The 14,436-nt window shown below is 62.0% G+C and carries 14 protein-coding genes; 9 read left to right on the top strand and 5 right to left on the bottom strand.

Annotated elements, in window-relative coordinates:
- From C6558_RS14695 to C6558_RS14710, 4 genes are read left to right on the top strand one after another with little or no spacing between them, the layout of a single operon-like run.
- Positions 1-840, top strand: a complete 840-nt coding sequence (locus tag C6558_RS14695) for a carbohydrate ABC transporter permease (protein WP_107027461.1) — start codon at positions 1-3, stop codon at positions 838-840.
- Between the two features lie 37 nt (positions 841-877).
- Entirely contained in the window at positions 878-1,963 is a 1,086-nt protein-coding gene (locus C6558_RS14700; protein ID WP_107027462.1) for a Gfo/Idh/MocA family protein, read from the top strand.
- Between the two features lie 35 nt (positions 1,964-1,998).
- On the top strand, positions 1,999-2,559 hold the full coding sequence (locus C6558_RS14705; RefSeq protein WP_063963348.1) for a TetR/AcrR family transcriptional regulator: 561 nt from the start codon (positions 1,999-2,001) through the stop codon (positions 2,557-2,559).
- 41 nt (positions 2,560-2,600) lie between these two features.
- Positions 2,601-3,452: a cupin domain-containing protein gene (locus C6558_RS14710; RefSeq protein ID WP_107027463.1), complete on the top strand. Its 852-nt coding sequence runs from the start codon at positions 2,601-2,603 to the stop codon at positions 3,450-3,452.
- Positions 3,453-3,496: 44 nt separating this feature from the next.
- Here the strand turns inward: C6558_RS14710 and C6558_RS14715 are convergent, their stop codons facing one another.
- Entirely contained in the window at positions 3,497-4,213 is a 717-nt protein-coding gene (locus C6558_RS14715) for a YafY family protein (protein ID WP_107027464.1), read from the bottom strand.
- A gap of 76 nt (positions 4,214-4,289) precedes the next feature.
- Between C6558_RS14715 and C6558_RS14720 the strand changes: the two genes are divergently transcribed.
- A complete protein-coding gene (locus C6558_RS14720) occupies positions 4,290-4,901 on the top strand; it encodes a glutathione S-transferase family protein (RefSeq protein WP_057209809.1) in 612 nt (203 codons plus the stop codon).
- Positions 4,902-4,987: 86 nt separating this feature from the next.
- On the opposite strand, the gene C6558_RS14725 is transcribed toward C6558_RS14720, so the two are convergent.
- The 4 genes from C6558_RS14725 to C6558_RS14740 all read right to left on the bottom strand — a co-directional run bounded on the left by C6558_RS14725 (position 4,988) and on the right by C6558_RS14740 (position 9,422).
- Entirely contained in the window at positions 4,988-5,968 is a 981-nt protein-coding gene (locus C6558_RS14725) for an aldose 1-epimerase (protein WP_107027465.1), read from the bottom strand.
- Positions 5,889-6,839, bottom strand: coding sequence for an L-arabinose ABC transporter permease AraH (araH, locus tag C6558_RS14730; protein ID WP_025429241.1), 951 nt, complete (start codon positions 6,837-6,839; stop codon positions 5,889-5,891). Before araH ends, C6558_RS14725 begins: the two co-directional genes overlap by 80 nt.
- 2 nt (positions 6,840-6,841) lie before the next feature.
- Entirely contained in the window at positions 6,842-8,368 is a 1,527-nt protein-coding gene (araG, locus tag C6558_RS14735) for an L-arabinose ABC transporter ATP-binding protein AraG (protein ID WP_057209804.1), read from the bottom strand.
- A gap of 70 nt (positions 8,369-8,438) precedes the next feature.
- On the bottom strand, positions 8,439-9,422 hold the full coding sequence (locus tag C6558_RS14740) for an arabinose ABC transporter substrate-binding protein (protein ID WP_025429239.1): 984 nt from the start codon (positions 9,420-9,422) through the stop codon (positions 8,439-8,441).
- Positions 9,423-9,620: 198 nt separating this feature from the next.
- On the opposite strand from C6558_RS14740, the gene C6558_RS14745 reads away from it, so the two are divergent.
- From C6558_RS14745 to C6558_RS14760, 4 genes are all read left to right on the top strand, one after another.
- Entirely contained in the window at positions 9,621-10,382 is a 762-nt protein-coding gene (locus tag C6558_RS14745; protein ID WP_025429238.1) for a FadR/GntR family transcriptional regulator, read from the top strand.
- 72 nt (positions 10,383-10,454) lie between these two features.
- A complete protein-coding gene (gene dgoD / locus C6558_RS14750; protein WP_025429237.1) occupies positions 10,455-11,603 on the top strand; it encodes a galactonate dehydratase in 1,149 nt (382 codons plus the stop codon).
- Positions 11,604-11,641: 38 nt separating this feature from the next.
- The gene (locus tag C6558_RS14755) at positions 11,642-12,418 is read left to right on the top strand and encodes an SDR family oxidoreductase (RefSeq protein WP_025429236.1); all 777 of its coding nucleotides are present in this window, start codon (positions 11,642-11,644) and stop codon (positions 12,416-12,418) included.
- 292 nt (positions 12,419-12,710) lie between these two features.
- On the top strand, positions 12,711-14,426 hold the full coding sequence (locus C6558_RS14760; protein WP_199197031.1) for an IlvD/Edd family dehydratase: 1,716 nt from the start codon (positions 12,711-12,713) through the stop codon (positions 14,424-14,426).
- Positions 14,427-14,436 lie beyond the last annotated feature (10 nt).

The following is a 14,436-nucleotide window of genomic DNA, read 5'->3' on the forward strand; positions in this document are numbered from 1 at the left end:
ATGGTCAGAAGCAACGCCCGCAAACGCCTGCACAGGATCGCGATATACAGCCTCTTCGGCGTCGTCGCGCTCTATACGCTGTTTCCGTTCTACTGGATGATCGCCTCATCGCTGAAATCAGGTCAGGCGATCTTCGACGTGACGTTCTTCCCGGACCTGAAATTCAACAACTATGCTGCGATCCTGTCGGACGGCGTATTCCTGCGCAGCCTCTTGAATTCGCTGGTCGTCGCTTTCTCGGTCGTCGCACTCTCGCTGATGCTGGCGATTGCGGCCGCCTATGCGCTCGGCCGGATCGACTTTCGCGGTCGTTCGCCGATCATGCTGCTGGTGCTCGCGGTCTCGATGTTCCCGCAGATCGCGCTTCTGTCCGGCCTGTTCGAGATGATCCGCTGGCTCGGGCTCTACAACACGGTCGGTTCGCTGATCTTCTCCTACATGATCTTCACGCTGCCGTTCAACATCTGGGTGCTGACCACGTTCATGCGCGATCTGCCGAAACAGATCGAGGAGGCGGCGATCATGGACGGCTGCTCGCCCTTGCGGATCGTGCGCTGCATCTTCCTGCCGATGATGGGGCCGGCACTGATCTCGACTGGACTGCTGGCCTTCATCGCCTCGTGGAACGAGTTCATGTTCGCGCTGACCTTCATCCTGACGGACGATAACCGCACCGTGCCGGTGGCGATCGCCTTGATCTCGGGTTCCAGCCGGTACGAATTCCCCTATGGCGCGATCATGGCGGCATCGACGATCGTCACCGTGCCATTGGTCATCCTCGCTCTCATCTTCCAGAAACATATCGTCTCCGGCCTGACGGCCGGTGCGGTCAAAGGTTGAATTGTTGCCTCGTTCGTGAGGCGGAAAGGTTGCTTTCATGCGTGTCGTTCGCGTTGGTTTGATCGGGCTTGGCGAAGTCAGCCAGCTCATGCATCTGCCGATCCTTTCGGATCACCGGAACCTGTTTGAAATTGCTGGCGTCTACGACGTCTCGCCGAGCCTGACGGCCTATTGTTCGGCGCGCTACCCCGGTGCAAAGCCGTTCGAGACGGCAGAGGCGCTCGCCTCTTCCCCCGACATCGATGCCGTTTTCATTTTGACGCCGGACCAGACGCACAGCTTCTATCTCGAACTGGCGCTCAAAGCCGGCAAGCATGTCTTCCTGGAAAAGCCGGCCTGCCTCACGCTCGGTGAGATCGACGCGGTCGCGCCGCTCGCCAAGGCCACCGACAAGCTGCTGTTCGTCGCCTACATGCGCCGCTATTCGCCGAGCTTCCTTCGCGCCAAGGCAATGATGCCGAAGCCGGAAGAGCTCCGTTACGTCCGCGTGCGCGATATCATCTGCGAGGGCCCGTTCTTCATCAAACAGACCCGCAATATCTTCTACCCCAACGATCTAGACGCCGCGTTCCTCGCCGAATCCCGCGCGCAGACGTCGGCGCTCCTGAAGCAGGTCGTCGGGGAGGATGCGCCCGCCGACCTCATGCGCGCCTATCAGGTCCTGACCGGGCTGTCGTCCCACAGCCTTTCGGCGATGCGCGAACTGATCGGGCTGCCGAAGCGGGTGATCGCGGCCCATCACAAGGCCAATGGGGAATCCATCGTCGCGCTTTTCGACTATGGCCATTTCACCGCGATCTACGAGGCGATGATCGACAACGTTGCCCGCTTCGACGCGCGCATCGAGGTGCTGTCCGACCGGCGGCAACTGCGTGTCAGCTACGACACGCCCTATATCCGCAACCTGCCGACCTCGCTGGAGGTGATCGATTCGACCGACACCGAGACGGAGACAAGGGTCTTCGGTCCTGATTATACCGACCCCTTCGCGCTCGAATTGCGCGCCTTCCACGATCATCTGGTCAAGGGCACGCAGCCGAAAACCACGCTCGACGATTCACGCAACGATCTGGCGCTGATGGCCGAGATCGTCGATAGCCTGCGCGAGAGTTCAGGGATATAGCGTGCGCAGATTTTTCAACACTGGATTGTACCGACATGGCAAAACGTGAAAGCGCACGGGACCGTATTTTGACTGCCGCCGAGGCGATCGTCGTGGGCAAGGGCGTTTCCTCGCTCACCTTCGACGAGGTCGCGGAGCAGACGGGCCTGAGCAAGGGCGGCATCCTCTATCATTTCGCCAGCAAGGACGCCCTTGTGCGCGCCATGGTCGAACGGTTCGTCTACCGCTTCGAGACCGGTCTTGCCGGCATCGAGCATGAGGACGAGGATCCGCACGGCCGCTACACACGAGCCTATGTCGGCGCGACGCTTGGGGAAGCCGCAAGTACCGGCGAGCAATACGACCGCCTCGGCGCCAGCATCACGGCGGCGCTCTCCAACTTTCCCGACCTGCTTGAGATCGTGCGCCAGCAGAACATTCGTTGCCAGGCGGCGGTCGAAGAAGACGGTCTGGATCCGGTCGACGCCACGATCATCCGCCTTGCCGTCGAGGGCCTGTGGATGGCGGAGGTTTTCAACGTCATGCATCTCGACCCGGAAATGAAGCGCAAGGTCACCGCCCGCCTGATCGAGCGGACGCGTGCGCCCTCAAACTGAAAATAGCGCGCATCGACGCGCTCGCAGCCAAGGAGTTACCGATGGGCTACAAGCCTTCACCGCGTCCCGTATTCGACCGCGCCAGCCATATCCCCTATGCCGGCGTCACCCGGCACCTCTGGGGCGAGGAGAATGCCGGCCTCGTCGACGACTGGATCTATGCTTCTACCGACAGCATCCATCAGATCGTCTTCGGCATGCAGCCCGGTGGCTGCTTCAAGCATACCGACGCTTTCAGGACGATCTTCGGTGCCGATGAAGTGCTTTATGTGCTGAGCGGCAAGCTCGGCCTTGCCAATCCTGAAACAGGCGAATTCTGCATTGCGCAAAAGGGCGAGGCGCTGTTCTTCCGCAAGGACACCTGGCATCACGGCTTCAACCTCGGCAATGACCAGGTCCGGGTGCTGGAGTTCTTTGCGCCACCGCCGGCAAAGGGCACGTCCGGTCCCTATGCCCGCACCAAGCCCTATCTCGAGCTTGCTCAGTCGCGTTACAGCCAGAGCGAGTTTTTCGGCCGCTGGCCGATGGAGGCGCAAGCCCACCGCGACGCGCGCACCATCCATCCGATGCGCGATGCCGATCTGCTGTGGAGCCTGGACCAGGCGACGCAAGGCGCCTTTACCGGCCTTTATTGCGCCACCGATCAGCTGACTGTCGGAAAGACGACGCTGCTGGCCGGCAAGCGCACCGGCGTCGAACGCCACAAGGGCGATGAATGCCTCTACGTCGTTTCGGGAACGCTCAACATTCACGTGCCCGACGCGGAAGGCCAGGCCTGGTTCGAGCTCAATCCGCGCGACGGGTTCTATATTCCGGCCGGTACCGATCACCAATATTACAACATGTCGGGCGAGCAGGTGGAGTTCGTCTTCGGCGTAGCGCCGGACTTCTGATCCGCGCTCAAGCAGCATTGAACTGAACGGTTTGCGGCGTCGGCCTATCCCATGAGGTGGGCCGGCGCCGTGTCCGTTGCGCCGGCATTCATGCGGGCAATGAACTCGCGCAGCATTGGCACGCGCCGCGGCCGGAAATTTTCGTCCGTCGGCCTTATCTCGGCGATGCGATCGATACGAAACTTGCGGAAGTCCTCACGCAGGCAGCACCAGCCGAGCAGCACCAGCACATTTTCGAGATAGACGATGCCGAGCGGCAGCACGCGCCTTTCGCTGTGCTGGCCCCCGGCGTCGATATAGTCGATGACGATTGCCCGCTCCTGCCAGCAGGCCTCGCGAAGCAGCCCGACGTTGATATCCGGCGCCTGCCTGTGCTCGAAACGGTGAACCTGCGAGACGGCATGGATCGTCTGCTGCTGCAGTCGGTCGGGCAGGGTGGCCGTTATCTTCGAAAGTACGGCTTCGGCAGCCCGCGCAAGCTCGGGTTCGCCCATGTGGCGAACTTCGGCCAGACCCAGCACGAGGGCTTCGATTTCAAGGCGGGTGAACGTCTGGGGCGGGAGGGCGATATCTTCGGTGAGGCGATAACCAAAACCGCGCTCGCCGTCGATGACGGCACCGGCGGCGCGCAGGCTGTCGATATCGCGGTAGAGCGAGCGCTGCGACACGCCGGTTTCCTCGGCCAGCCGGGCGGCCGTCACCGGCGGCGGCAGGCTGCGAAGCGCCTGGAGAAGACGAAACAAACGATCGCTGCGCGCCATGAGCCTACTGACGAAAATTGGCAGTTGGGTTGTTTTATAAAGAGCCCAGACAGAAACCGCAATCCGAGGACTTTCCATGTTGACGCTCTATCACGCCCCGCGCTCCCGCTCCTCGCGCATCATCACATTGCTTCGCGAACTGGATGCGCTTGACAAGGTGAACATCGAAATCGTCGGCATCACCCGCGGCGACGGCAGCGGGGCCAAGGACCCGAAAAATCCGCACCCGGAGGGCAAGGTGCCGCTGCTGGTGCATGATGGCGTCGTCATCTGGGAAAGCATCGCCATCATTCAGTACCTGACCGATCTTTTCCCCGCCAAGAAACTGGCGCCGCTTCCCGGCGATGCCAAGCGCGGCCGTTATCTGAGCTGGCTTGCCTGGTACGCGGGCGTGGTCGAGCCGGTGCTGATCGTCGAGGCGGCGGGGCTCTCGCATCCCTATCTGCAGTTCACGTTCCGCAGTTCCGTCGAGATGGCGCGTCAACTCGAGACGGCGCTCACGGCAAGCCCCTATCTGATGGGCGAGCAGTTCTCGGCTGCCGACTTGCTGCTCTATTCGCCGTTTGCATGGTTCCCGGAAGCAACGCCGAATGTGCCCGCCGTCAAAGCCTGGATCGAGCGCTGCGCCGCGCGGCCGGCCGTGCAATGGGCCGCAGATTTCGACGCGTCGTCGCTCGCGGCGGCATAGGCTCGAAATCGGTTCGAGAGATGAAACGATGACGTGCGGTGCTTCATCGTTTGAAACTACGGTTCAGCTTTGCCCGCAACCTGTTCCTATTCAAGGTCTTTTAGGGATGAGATCGGGCGCGGGGAGAAGGTCAGCATACCGGTCAGGCTTTGCCCGTGTTCGACGATTGTCAGACCGCCGAGACCGGCAAGGTGATGGCCGTTCGGCAGGTGCGTCATCGGTTCGAAGCAAAAGAAGTCTGCGTCTGCAGGCGAATAGAGCATGAAATGACCGAAGACCGGCTGAGCGTCGATTTCAAGGTAGAGGTCGTGTTCCGGCCACTCGATCACGGCCTTGCCGTCCCATCCCTCATAGGCGTTGTTCAGCCATCGGCGTGGCAAGAGATTGCCCCGCTCGAACTCAAGAGTGTGCGGTATCGGCCCGGGCCGGTCGGGCAGGTGACCTTCTCTTTCCGTCCAGAACCGTTCGGCCTTCGCGATCAGCCGTGTGCCGGCGGTTCTCGGGAAGAAGGGATGGTGGCCGAGGCCGATGGGCAGAGCGAAGCCCGACCTGTTGGTGACGGAAAGCGTGACGGTCAGGCGGTCATCTTCAACAGTGAAACGCTGAACGGCTTCATAGGCATAGGGATTGGGGGCAACTGCCTCGTGCACATAGCGCAGGCATGCTTCGGTTTCGCTGTGCGAGACGACCTGCCATGCCGCCAGCCAACCGTCGCCATGCAGGTAACAGGGGTCGATGGCGTTGGGAGCTAGGACGAAGCGATTGCCTGAGAAGGTGAAGCTGTTCCCCTCCAACCGGTTGCCGAAGGGAACGAGCGGAAAGCTCGCCTCCTGACCGTGGTGCTGCGAGGCAAGCCCGCCGGTTGGCGTGGATCGGAAGATCGGCACGCCGCAATAGGAACCGGACAGGATCGAGCCGCCGAAGCGGCTCAATTCGATCAAAAGCTCTCCATTGCTAAGCGGCAGGACGTCCGAGGACATGCGGCTGCTAGACGCGTCGGCCAACGGCGGACGAGCGCAGGTTGTCGAGCAGAACGGCCAGCAGCAGGATGAAGCCGCGCACGACATACTGGTAGAAGGCCTGGATGTTGAGCAGGTTCATGACGTTTTCCGCAATGCCCATGATCAGCACGCCGACGATGACGCCGGTCATCGCCGCCCGTCCGCCGGCAAGCGAGACGCCGCCGAGCACGCAGGCGGAGATAACCGAAAGTTCGAGGCCGGTCGCCGCATTCGGCTGGCCCGAGGTGATGCGCGACGCCAGCAACACGCCGGCGACGGCGCAGACGAGACCCTGCAGCGCGAAGATCCAGATGCGCATGCGCGCAACGTCGACGCCGGCTAGGCGCGACGCTTCGGGATTGCCGCCGATTGCCAGCGTGTTCTTGCCGAAGACGGTGCGGTTCAGCAAAAAGCCGAAGGCGACGAAGAACAGCGCCATGACCCAGATCGGCGTCGGGATGCCAAGGAAGCGCGAAAGGGCCAGTTGGTAGAAGCTCGGATCGTTGATGCCGACGGCGCGGCCGTCCGATGCGATGAGCGCCAGGCCACGCACGATCTGCATGGTGGCAAGCGTCGTGATCAGCGCGTTGATGCGGAAACGGGCGATGACGACGCCGTTGACCGTTCCGACGAGACCGCCGCACACCAGGGCCGCGACCAGGCCGAGCAGGATCGATCCGGTCGCATTTGAGGCCATGACCGCGACCATGCCGGAGAAGGCAACGGTCGAGCCGACCGAAAGGTCGAAGTCGCGCGAGGCAAGGCAGAACATCATGGTGCAGGCGACAATGCCAATGGTGACGACCGACTGCAGCAGGCCGAGCATGTTTCGCTCGGTCAGGAAGTTGGGGACCGTCAGCGACACGACGGCGAAGGCGAGTGCGAAAATGACGACGAGGCCCTGTTCGCCAAGAAGGAGTTTTTTCAAGGAGGTCATCGTCACCGTACCTGTGCGTGAGAAGGAGTGTTTAAGTTTTGAACGTCCGGCAGGGCGGCGGCGAGAATGCGCCGCTCGTCGAACTCGGCTCTGGGAATGTCGGCGGCGACGCGGCCCTCGCACATGACCATGATGCGGTCGGCGATGCCCATGACCTCAGGCAGTTCGCTGGAGATCACCACGATCGCCATGCCCTCGGCGGCGAGCTCGTAGAGAATTTCGTAGATTTCCGACTTTGCACCGACATCGATGCCGCGTGTCGGCTCGTCGATAACAAGCACCTTGACGCCCTCTTCGGACAGCCAGCGGCCGAGGATGACCTTTTGCTGATTGCCGCCCGACAGATTGATGATGTCCTGGCGGCGCGACGGTGTACGCACGCGAAGCTTGGCGATGAACTTGTCGGCAAGCGCGCCTTCTTTCGCAGGGTTGATAAGGCCGAAGGGCGAGAAATGGCGACGTGAGGAGATCGTCATGTTCTCTTCGATCGATCGTCCCTGGACGATGCCATCGAACTTGCGGTCTTCCGGGCAGAGCACGATGCCCGACCGGATGGAATGGGGTGGGCTGTCAGCCTGGATCGTGACGCCATCAACCGACACCGAACCGCCGTTGCGGGCATCGGCGCCATAGACGAGGCGGGCCATTTCGCTGCGGCCGGCGCCGATCAGGCCGAAGAAGCCGAGGATCTCGCCTCGCCTGACGGAGAAGCTCAAGGGTTGGCGAAGTTTCGCTCCCGAAATGCTCTCGACGCGCAGCCGCTCTTCACCGAGGCTGCGCTCGCGCCAGCCCCAGATATTGGCGATCTCGCGGCCGACCATTTCCGAAATGATCTGGTCGCGCGTCACCTTCGAGATTTCGGGATGATGGGCGGCGAGTTTCCCGTCGCGCAGCACCGTCAGGCTGTCGCAGAGGCGGAAGATCTCATCGAGGCGGTGGGAAACGTAGAGAATGACCGTGCCGTTGGCGCGCAGGCGATCGATGAGGGTAAAGAGGATCTCGCTTTCTCGCGAGGACAGCGACGAGGTCGGCTCATCAAGCGCGATGACGCGCGCGTCGAGCATCACCGCCTTGGCGATTTCGACCATCTGCCGCTCGCCGATCGAAAGCGAGGCGACCTTGATGGCCGGATCGACATCGATGCCGATCTCGGCAAGCTTCTTTGAAACGACCCCGGTCAGCTGCTGGCGATCGATGACGCCGGCCTTGCTCGGAAAGCGCCCGAGCCAGAGGTTTTCGGCGACCGTCAGTTCCGGGACGAGCTGCAATTCCTGGTGGATGACGATGACGCCTGCATGAAAGGCGTCGCGCACCGAGCGGTAGTGCTGCGGCTCGCCGTCGATCAGGATTTCGCCGGTGTCGGCGGACTGGTCGCCGGAGAGAACGCGGATGAGCGTCGACTTGCCGGCGCCGTTTTCGCCCATCAGGCCGTGAACCGCGCCCTTTTTCACCGAGAAAGAGACGTTCGACAGCGCTTGAACGCCAGGGTAGCCCTTGGAGATGGATCGGAATTCGAGGAAGTCTTGCATCTGCGACGCTCCGGGAATGGGGCGCCCGGCGGTGTCGAACCGCCGGGCTCAAAGTCATCGAAGACGACGATTATTCGATGCCGAGGTCCTTGCGAACAGCTTCATAGTTATCGCGCAGCGCGATCTGGCCGGCCGTCAGCGTCAGCTTTTCCGGCTCCTTGCCGTTGGCGACCCACTCGTACATGTTGAGTGCGGTCTCATAGCCGTGGCGCTTCGGCGAGATGATCACGGTGCCGTAGAAGCCGGTTGCTGCGGGCTTCTTGAACTCGTTGATGGCCGAGTCCGCGCCGCCGATGCCGACGCCGATCATGCTATCGGGTGCAATGCCGACGGTTTCGGTGGCGCGCACGGCGCCGAGAACCGCTTCGTCATTGAGGCCGACGGCGACCCACTTCTTGATGCCGGCATTCTTGTTGAGAACGACGGTTGAGGCGTTGAGTGCGGCTTCGGTATCGGTCTTGGCCTGCGGAGCGTCGAAGATGTTTGCTTCCGGGAAGCCGTTTGCCTTCAGCACTGACAGTGCGCCTTCGACACGGTCGACGGCCGTCGGCAACTGGTCGTAGGATACGCGGATCGCGCCGACGTCCTTCATGTCCCAGCCGCGCTTCTTGATCTCGTCGACGATCGACTGGCCGACGGCTTCGCCGATCTTGGTGGCCGAGATGCCCATATGCGGCACGTCTTCGATCGGGCTGCCGTCGGCGTTGACCAGGCGGTCGTCGACCGTGATCATTTTGAGATCGTTGGCGGCCGCCTTGGCGATGATGCCCGGGCCGAGTTTGACGTCAGGCGTGCAGATGATGAAACCCTGCGCGCCTTGTGCGCCGAGATTGTCGATCGCGGACTGAACCTTTTCGCCATCTTCCGCGCCGATCTTGACCAGCGTGAAGCCCTTTTCCTTGGCAGCGACGTCGGCGAACTTCCATTCGTCCTGGAACCACGGTTCCTCGGGCTGCTTGACGATGAAGCCGATCTTGACGTCGGCGGCGAAGGCCGAGGTTGCGGCGAATACGGCGACGGTGCCGGCCAAAATGGCGGCCTTGAAGAAGCGCATGATTTCTCTCCCTGGTGAACTGCCTCCTGCAGTTGCCATTTGTGTATGATGAATCATCATATCCGTCAATTGCCTTTGTATGATGAATGAGGTAGTGATGTATAATAATTGTCGATACGCTCCTTGGATCCCTGTCGCGAGGGAAGGTGATCTGGGATAAAAGCGTCGGCAGATACGAAGGCATGGGTGGAGATGCAGATGGAAGGTCAGGAGCCGCAGGGCGCAGCGGAGATGCAGGTGCAGCGCCGGCCGCGCGTCCAGAAGAACGTGACGCGCACCATCGCTTCCGACATCTGCGCCGATATCTTTCCTGTCGGCTCCTATCTGCCGCGCGAAAACGATCTGTGCGAGCGTTATGGCGTCAGCCGGACCGTTATCCGGGAATCGCTGAAGATCCTCGAATCAAAGGGCATGGTGCGTGGCCGTTCGCGGGTCGGCACCGTCGTTTGCGGCAAGGACGAGTGGAACATTCTCGATGCCCAGGTGCTCGAATGGATCGGCGAACGCATCTTCGAATTCGACCTGTTGAATTGCATCCTGGAAGCGCGCCGGGCGATCGAGCCGGTTGCCGCCGAATTCGCCGCCGAGCGTGCGACGGTCCAGGAAATCGCCGATCTCGAGCGAGCCTGGCAGGCGATGCGTGACGGCGAGAGCGATATTGCCGGCTTCACCGACGCTGACGTGGCGTTCCACACCTGCCTGCTAAGGGCCAGCCATAATCAGGTCTTCCTGCAGCTTGTGGGCATCATCCAGGCGGCGCTCAAGTTTTCGCTGCATGCATCGAACGAAGCCGCCGAGCGGCGCGACGAAGCGATCGACGTCCATCGCGAACTGGTCGAAGCGCTGCGCATGCGCGACAAGTCAGCGGCCCGCGACTGCTCGATCCGCATGCTCGATCTTGCCGCGCGCGATCTGGCAACCGCGGTCAAGCAACACAGCCCTGCGAAACCCACCCTCTGAAATCCCGGTCGCGGTGAGCTCGCTTTGGGCTCGGTCGTGACAAGCCATCCCCACCGAACTGGACCTCAGCTCATGAAGATCACCAAGCTCACCACCTATATCGTTCCACCGCGCTGGCTGTTTCTCAAGGTGGAGACCGACGAAGGTATCGTCGGCTGGGGGGAGCCTGTCGTCGAGGGACGGGCGCTGACGGTCGAGGCTGCGGTGCACGAGCTTGCCGACTATCTCGTCGGCAAGGACCCGTTCCTGATCGAGGATCATTGGAACGTAATGTATCGCGGCGGCTTCTACCGCGGTGGCGCCATTCACATGAGCGCGCTTGCCGGCATCGACCAGGCGCTTTGGGACATCAAGGGCAAGGCGCTGGGCCAGCCGGTGCACTCGCTGCTCGGCGGGCAGTGCCGCGACAAGATCAAGGTGTATTCCTGGATCGGCGGCGACCGCCCGAGCGATGTCGCCCGCAACGCCAAGGATGTGGTGGCGCGCGGTTTCAAGGCGATCAAGCTTAACGGTTGCGAGGAACTGCAGATCGTCGACACCAACGAGAAGATTGACAAGGCGGTGGAGACGATCGGCATCATCCGCGATGCGATCGGCCCGAATATCGGCATCGGCGTCGACTTTCACGGCCGGGTGCACCGGCCGATGGCCAAGGTGCTCGCCAAGGAACTCGAGCAGTTCAAGCTGATGTTCATCGAGGAGCCGGTGCTTTCGGAAAACCGCGAGGCGCTGAAGGAAATCGCCAACCATTGCTCTACGCCGATCGCGCTCGGTGAGCGGCTCTATTCGCGCTGGGACTTCAAGTCGGTGCTTGCGGACGGCTATGTCGACATCATCCAGCCCGATCTCTCCCATGCCGGCGGCATCACCGAATGCCGCAAGATCGCCGCCATGGCCGAGGCCTATGACGTGGCGCTGGCGCCGCATTGCCCGCTCGGGCCGATCGCGCTTGCCGCCTGCCTGCAGATCGATGCCGTCAGCTACAACGCCTTCATCCAGGAGCAGAGCCTCGGCATTCATTACAACGAGGCCAACGATATTCTCGACTATGTCTCGAACAAGGACGTCTTCCACTATGAGGACGGTTTTGTCTCGATCCCGCAGGGTCCGGGCCTCGGCGTCGAGGTCGACGAGGCCTATGTCATCGAGCGCGCCAAGGAGGGCCATCGCTGGCGCAATCCGATCTGGCGCCATGAGGACGGCAGCGTCGCCGAGTGGTGACGGTTGCGCGGGATCATCAGTCGAGGGAGGCAGAAAATATGAGCAAGCGGCTCGCTGGAAAACGCATTGTCATTACAGGGGCAGCCCAGGGCATTGGTCTTGCCATGGCCGAAGCGTTCCTGAAGGAAGGCGCCAGCCTCTTTCTGATCGATCGCGACGGGCCGCTGCTCGAAAAGGAGACGGCCCGGCTTGCGGCGGAAGGCGGCACGCTTGCCTCGACGACGGCAGATATCACCGATGCCGATGCGATTGCCGAGGCCATCCGCCAGGCCGAAAAGACGATCGGTAGGCCGAATGCGCTGGTCAACAATGCCGGCATCAATGTCTTTTCAGAGCCGCTAGCAACGACCGATGCCGACTGGCAGCGCTGCTTTGATGTCAATCTCAAGGGCGCCTGGAACTGTAGCCGCGCCGTTCTGCCCGGTATGATCGAGGCGGGCGGTGGGGTCATTCTCAACATCGCCTCGACACATGCCTTCACGATCATACCGCATACGTTTCCCTATCCCGTGGCGAAACATGCGCTTCTCGGCATGACCAAGTCGCTCGGCATCGAATATGCCTCCAGAGGCATCCGGGTGAATGCCCTTGCGCCTGGATACGTGCTGACCCAGAAGGCGGTCGAATACTGGAACAGCTTCCCGGACCCGGTCGCCGCCGAGGCGGAAACGATGAAGCTGCACCCCGGCGGCCGCATCGCCACGGCGGATGAAATCGCTCGCGCCGCACTCTTCCTGGTGTCGGACGAGTGCACCTTCATCAACGCCACCTGCCTGACCGTCGACGGTGGACTGAGCGTTTTGCATCATCCTTAAGCCAAGTCACGCCGCCATGCCCCGATAGCTGTCCGCCGTGCATCGCCGCGGTGGTGCGGCGCCTGCCGTTCGTGCGGCCAGGGGGCGGCACGCTTTGCCCCCCGTGACCGGTTTCGCCCGCGATCTCGAGACGTCATTTCATCTTCTGCGATGTGCCCGCCCACTCCCGCATAGGCTGGTGGGCACGGGCAATTGTGCGTGGTAGATGCTTGACCGCGAATAACTCCGATTATATGAGAAATAAAAATGCCCGTCGGCCAACACATGGCAGGGTACGTAGGGAGAGCTGAACGTGTCGAGAAAACTGAGATCGCAGCATTGGTTCGGGGGGCTCGATAAGGATGCCTTCATTCATCGCAGCTGGATGAAGAACAACGGCCTGCCGGATGACGCCTTTGACGGTCGCCCGGTGATCGGCATCTGCAATACCTTTTCCGAACTCACGCCGTGCAACGCTCATTTTCGCGGCCTGATCGAACATATCAAGGCGGGCGTGCTGGAGGCGGGCGGCCTGCCGCTGGAGTTTCCGGTCTTTTCCTGCGGCGAGTCCAACCTGCGTCCGACCGCCATGCTCTTTCGCAACCTTGCGTCCATGGATGTGGAGGAGGCAATCCGCGGCAACCCGATCGACGGTGTCGTGCTGATGGCCGGCTGCGACAAGACCACGCCATCCCTCGTCATGGGAGCGGCATCCTGCGATCTGCCGGCGATCGTCGTCTCAGGCGGACCTATGCTGAACGGGCGGCTCAAGGGCAGGACCATCGGCTCGGGCACCGATGTCTGGAAATTCTCCGAGGATGTGCGCGCCGGTGTCATGACGCCGGCCGAATTCATGGCAGCCGAAAGCGCCATGTCGCGTTCGCCTGGCCATTGCATGACCATGGGCACCGCTTCGACCATGGCGTCGATGGCAGAAGCATTGGGCTTGGCTCTGCCCGGCAACGCCGCCTATCCTGCCGTCGATGCGCACCGCGCGCGCCTGGCGCGGCTTTCCGGCAGGCGGATCGTCGCGATGGTGGTCGAGGACTTGCGCCCGTCGCACATCCTGACGCGCGAAGCTTTTGCCAATGCCATCCGCGTCAACGGCGCTATCGGTGGTTCGACCAATGCCGTCGTTCATCTGCTGGCGATTGCCGGACGGGTGGGAACCGAACTGACGCTCGAAGATTGGGACCGATTTGGCCGGGATGTCCCGACGATCCTCAACCTCATGCCTTCAGGCACGTTCCTGATGGAGGATTTCTGTTACGCCGGCGGTCTTCCCGCCGTCATGAAGGAAATCGCCGATCTGCTCGATCTCGACAACCCGACGGTTACCGGCCAAAGCGTCGGCGCAAACATTGCGGATGCGGAGAATTACAATCCCAATGTCATCCTGCCGCGCGACGTGGCGTTGACGCAGCAGGGCGGGATTGCCGTCTTGAAGGGCAATCTGGCGCCGCAGGGGGCGATCCTAAAGCCCTCCGCCGCGACCCCGGCCCTGATGCAGCATCGCGGCCGCGCGGTCGTCTTCGAAACGATCGATCACTACAAGCAGCGTATCGACGATCCCGACCTCGCTATCGACGAGACATCGATCATGGTTCTGAAGAATTGCGGCCCCAAGGGCTATCCCGGGATGGCCGAGGTGGGCAACATGGCGCTGCCGCAAAAGCTGCTGAAGAAGGGCGTGCGCGACATGGTGCGCATCTCCGACGCTCGCATGTCGGGCACCGCCTTCGGTACTGTCGTTCTGCACGTCGCGCCGGAGGCTGCGGTCGGTGGTGCCTTGGCGCTGGTCAAGGACGGCGACTGGATTGAACTCGACGTGGCCGGGCGCCGGCTGCACCTCGATGTCGACGAGGCGGAGCTAGCGCGCCGGCGGGAGGAATGGACACCACCGGAAATCGCCATGCCCGGTGGCTACCAGGGCCTTTATGTCGAGCGCGTGATGCAGGCCGATCGCGGCGCCGATCTTGATTTCCTTGTCGGTTGTCGCGGGCACGCCGTGCCGCGCGAGAGCCATTGAGGAGGAGCGA

This window comes from Ensifer sp. NM-2 (assembly GCF_003024455.1).
In the GTDB taxonomy this organism is placed as follows: Bacteria; Pseudomonadota; Alphaproteobacteria; order Rhizobiales; family Rhizobiaceae; genus Ensifer; species Ensifer canadensis.